Genomic DNA, 4,219 nt, shown 5'->3' with positions numbered 1-4,219 from the left:
CCGGCTCCTCGGCGTCCTGCCCTGATCCGACCAGCCGCCCCTCGTCACGCGGGGGTGGGGTCCACCGCGACCCTGACCCCGGTCGCCGGCCGGGTGAGCATCGTGGTCCACGGGAACGTCAGATCGTCGGGGTCGTCGCTGATCCGCACCCCCGGCCTGCACAGCGCCGCGACGGTCGCGGACAGGGCGGTCACCGCGATCTTCTCGCCGGGACACCGGTGGCCGGTGCGCACCCCGGCGCCGCCGTGGGGGATGAAGGCCTGCAGCTGCTCGGCGTCGTCGACGCCGAGGAACCGTTCCGGGTCGAAGGTCCCCGCGTCGAGCCAGTGGTTCGGATCCGTATCCGTTCCCTGGAGGTCGAGAAGGACGCGGTGCCCCTTGTGTACCGGGCACCCGCGGACCTCGAAGTCCGTCGTCGCGAGCGCCGGCAGCATCGGGACGAACGGGTAGACCCGCCTCACCTCCTGGGCGAACGCGACCGCCTCGGGGACCTCGGTGAGACGGCCGGCGTCCGCCGACGCCTCGCGGATGCGGTCCCGCCACCCCGGGTTCTCGGCCAGGGCGACGGCCGCGAACGCCGCGAAGCGGGCGACCGCCACGGTGGGGCGGGTGAGGTTCTGCAGTTCCACCGCCGCGGTGCGGTCGTCGACCAACCGGCCGTCCTCGTCCCGGAGGTCGGCCATCGCCGCGACGACCGAGTCGGGGTCGGGCTGTAGCGCACCCGACCGGACCTTGCGCACCAGGGACGTGGCCCAGCGGTCGAGACGGAGGCGTTCCACCTGAGCCACGGGGTTCCCCGAGACCCGACCGAAGGTGTCGAGGAGTCTGCTCATCTGCCGCGCACGCCTGTCCGACTCCTCGGGGCGCAGCGGCAGCCCGGCCCAGCGGAAGGCCGCGCGGCCGTAGGCGGTGGTGGTGTCGTGGTAGACGGTGCCCGATCCGTGGCGCGTCCACTGGCCGAGCATGTGCTCGAGTTCCTCCGCCACGAGGGAGGCGAACCGCGCCACCCGGTCGTCGTCGTAGGCCAGGTCTGCGAGCGCGTTCTTCCGGACGGTGTGGGCGTGGCCGTCCAGGCCGTGGACAGCGCCGGGTCCGAAGAGCGGGAGCCGGACGAACGCGGGCATCGCCCCCTCGCGCTTGACCTTGTCGGAGTCGTAGAAGTGGCGGACACCCTCCACTCCGCGCAACAGCACGGCCTTGCGACCCATGAGGCGCAGTCGCACCGGCGTCTGCGAGTCGGCGGGCAGTCCCGCGCGTTGCCGCACGCGGGAGGTGAAGAGGTATCCGGAACGGAGGAAGTCGAGGGACTGTTCGCGGAGCCGTCGGTGATCGTTGGGCGACATCGGTGTCTCCAGTCAGTCGGGGGCACGGTACGCCGCACACCCTAGGGCCGACTGGAGGTCGGGGCATCCGGTCCCGCCCCCTCTCCGATCGGTCCGCACGGTCAGCGCCGGTGTGGGACGGATCACGCCCCACATACTTTCGGGTGTATCGGGTGTGGTGGTCATCACATACCGTTCGCCTCAATCGACGCCAGAGCGTCGGCGATCACCCCCTCTCGCCGGAGGTCCGATACCCGGCGAGCCAGACACGACTGGAGTTGTCTTGACGCAGTCCCGAACCACCCCGCCGGGGGACGCGGCACCGCAGTCCCCCACCCTTCCGCCGGTCGAGCAGAAGACCTCGCTGAAGAAGGTCGCCGCGGCCTCCTCGATCGGTACCACCATCGAGTGGTACGACTTCTTCATCTACGGCACCGCCGCCGCGCTCGTCTTCCCGGCGCTGTTCTTCCCCGATCAGAACCCCGCGACGGCGACGCTGTCCTCGTTCGCGACGTTCGCCGTGGCGTTCTTCGCCCGGCCCGTCGGTGCGGCGATCTTCGGCCACTTCGGTGACCGGATCGGCCGCAAGAACACCCTCGTGTGGACGCTCATCATCATGGGCGTGGCGACCGTGTTCATCGGTCTGCTGCCCGGGTACAACACCGGGGCCTTCGGCGTCTTCTCGGGCGGCATCGGGATCTGGGCACCGACACTCCTCGTGGTGTGCAGGTTCTTCCAGGGCTTCGCGGTCGGCGGCGAATGGGCCGGAGCCACCCTGCTCACGGCCGAATACGCACCCGAGGGTAAGCGCGGCATGATGGCCATGTGGCCGCAGCTGGGCGTGGCCTTCGCCTTCTTCCTCTCCTCGGGCACGTTCCTGGTGTTCTCCCTCGTCGCCGGTGGCGGCGCGGACCTCGACAGCCCGTTCATGCAGTACGGCTGGCGTATCCCGTTCCTGCTCTCCGCCGTCCTGGTCCTGGTGGGCCTGTGGATCCGTCTGACCGTCGAGGAGACCCCCGTCTTCCGCCAGACCCAGGCCCGCGAGGCCAAGGAGGCCGCCGCGACCGCGGCGGCGGACCGGGCCGCGAACAGGGCCACCGCTCCCAAGACGCTGCCCTTCGCCGATGCCCTGCGCTTCCAGTGGAAGGAGATCATCATCGCGGGTGGCGCGCTCACCTCGCTGTTCTCCCTCTTCTACATGGGCACCTCGTTCCTCACCAACTACGCGACCGCCACCCTGGGGCACTCGCGGCCGTTCGTCCTGGCCATGGGCATGATCGCCGCACTGATCTTCGGCGCCGCCATCGCGTTGTCGGCGATGTACTCCGACAAGATCGGCCGGAGGAAGGTCATCGGCACCTCGGTCGGGCTCGCCATCCCGTGGACACTGGTCGTCTTCCCGATCCTCGACACCGGGTCGACCGTCGCCTTCGGTCTGGTCCTGTTCGTCACGCTGGTCATCTTCGGCATCGCCTACGGCCCGGCCGGCGCGCTGCTCCCGGAGCTGTTCCAGGCCCGTTACCGCTACACCGGTGCCGGCCTGGGCTACAACCTCGCCGGCATCCTCGGTGGCGCGTTGCCGCCGCTGGCCGCGGCCGCGATGATCGGCGCCGGCAACACCCTGGGTGTCGGCCTGATGCTCTCCGCGCTGTCGATCATATCCATGATCTGCATCTTCCTCATGACGGAGTCGAGCAAGAACGTTATCCACGCCGACGCCGAGCCGGACGACTCGCGGCTCGTCGCCACCGAGATGCCGTGACCGAGGTCTGACGAGTTCGGTCCAGGATCCGCACGACGGATCCTCCCCGGACAGCCGCGCCCGGCCCCACCCGAGAGGGGGCCGGGCGCGGTGTTGTTACTCCGGGGCCCCGCTGGTCAGAAGTCGCCGGCGGTCCGCCGGAGCGACGAGATGGCCTCGATCAGCGCCGACTGTTCCGACCGGTCCATCCCGGGATCGGAGAAGACCCCGGCGTTGAGCGCTGCTGTGGCCTCGGAGACCACACGCCGACCCTCGGCGGTGATCTCCACCAGGGTCGTCCGTCCGTCGGTCGGGTGTGGTCGGCGTTCGACCAGCCCGGCGTCCAGGAGACGCTTCATGGCGCTGGTGACGCTGGTGACGTGTACCTGCAGTCGCTCGGAGGCCTTGGTGATGGGCAGTGAGCCTGACCTCGAGAAGGCCAGCAGTCGGAGGAGTTCATAGCGGGGGAACGAGAGGTTCCACGGGCGTAGTGTCTCCTCCACCCTCGCCAGGAGGATCTGGTGCGCGCGCATGATCGACGTCACCACGGTCATCCCCTGGGCCGCGTCGGTCCATCCCTCGCGTTCCCAGTTGGCGCGGGCCTGGTCGATGCGGTCGGGGATCGGGGCGGTCCTGGGGGGCACGGCTCACTCCTGGAGGACACGGCGGGCGTCTGATCAGGCGAGTCTATCCGCCCGGTCCCCGTGCGACCGGCAGACGTGCGGGACGGGACGCCCGGCGGGCCTTCGGGACGGCGACCCCGCATATCCTCGTGGGCGCCTGTCGTTCCACGCTCGCCTCGCCGGGACCGGGGGCATGCTGGGATAGGCGTACGCCGTCCACCGACAAGGAGTCCGAGGATCGATGACGACCACCCAGAGCCCCCTCCGCATCGGAAACGTCTCGGCCTCACGTGGTGACCGCGCCACCGCGACGGCCGAGTTCCTCGACGCCGCCACGCTCGACGTCCTCGCCCTGGACATGCTCTCCGACGAAGCGGTGCTCGAGCTCGCCGGGCAACGGGTGGCGGGCGGGCCGGGTTACGAGCGGGCCGCGGTGGTCCAGATCGGCGAGTGCCTCGACCGCCTCGGCGCCGGGGGGGTCCGGATCGTCACCAACGCCGGCGCCCTCGACCCCGAGGGGCTCGCCGTCGAGC

The 4,219-nt window shown here is 70.4% G+C and carries 4 protein-coding genes; 2 read left to right on the top strand and 2 right to left on the bottom strand.

Features of this window, described 5'->3' with window-relative positions; genetic code table 11:
• Nucleotides 1-44 precede the first annotated feature (44 nt).
• The gene (locus G6026_RS01970) at nucleotides 45-1,343 is read right to left on the bottom strand and encodes a cytochrome P450 (protein WP_182612103.1); all 1,299 of its coding nucleotides are present in this window, start codon (nucleotides 1,341-1,343) and stop codon (nucleotides 45-47) included.
• Between the two features lie 262 nt (nucleotides 1,344-1,605).
• On the opposite strand from G6026_RS01970, the gene G6026_RS01965 reads away from it, so the two are divergent.
• Nucleotides 1,606-3,084 carry an MFS transporter gene (locus G6026_RS01965; RefSeq protein WP_182612102.1) on the top strand — a complete coding sequence of 493 codons (1,479 nt, stop codon included), beginning with the start codon at nucleotides 1,606-1,608 and terminating at the stop codon, nucleotides 3,082-3,084.
• Nucleotides 3,085-3,200: 116 nt separating this feature from the next.
• On the opposite strand, the gene G6026_RS01960 is transcribed toward G6026_RS01965, so the two are convergent.
• On the bottom strand, nucleotides 3,201-3,707 hold the full coding sequence (locus G6026_RS01960; protein ID WP_107757074.1) for a MarR family transcriptional regulator: 507 nt from the start codon (nucleotides 3,705-3,707) through the stop codon (nucleotides 3,201-3,203).
• A gap of 220 nt (nucleotides 3,708-3,927) precedes the next feature.
• Between G6026_RS01960 and G6026_RS01955 the strand changes: the two genes are divergently transcribed.
• On the top strand, nucleotides 3,928-4,219 hold a 292-nt coding region (locus tag G6026_RS01955), incomplete at its 3' end, for an acyclic terpene utilization AtuA family protein (protein WP_182612101.1).

Origin of the sequence: Dietzia sp. DQ11-38-2, from assembly GCF_014145055.1 — a bacterium.
Taxonomy (GTDB): domain Bacteria; phylum Actinomycetota; class Actinomycetes; order Mycobacteriales; family Mycobacteriaceae; genus Dietzia.
The sequence above is the reverse complement of the archived record's forward strand: the minus strand, read 5'-3'. Positions and strand labels throughout refer to the sequence as shown.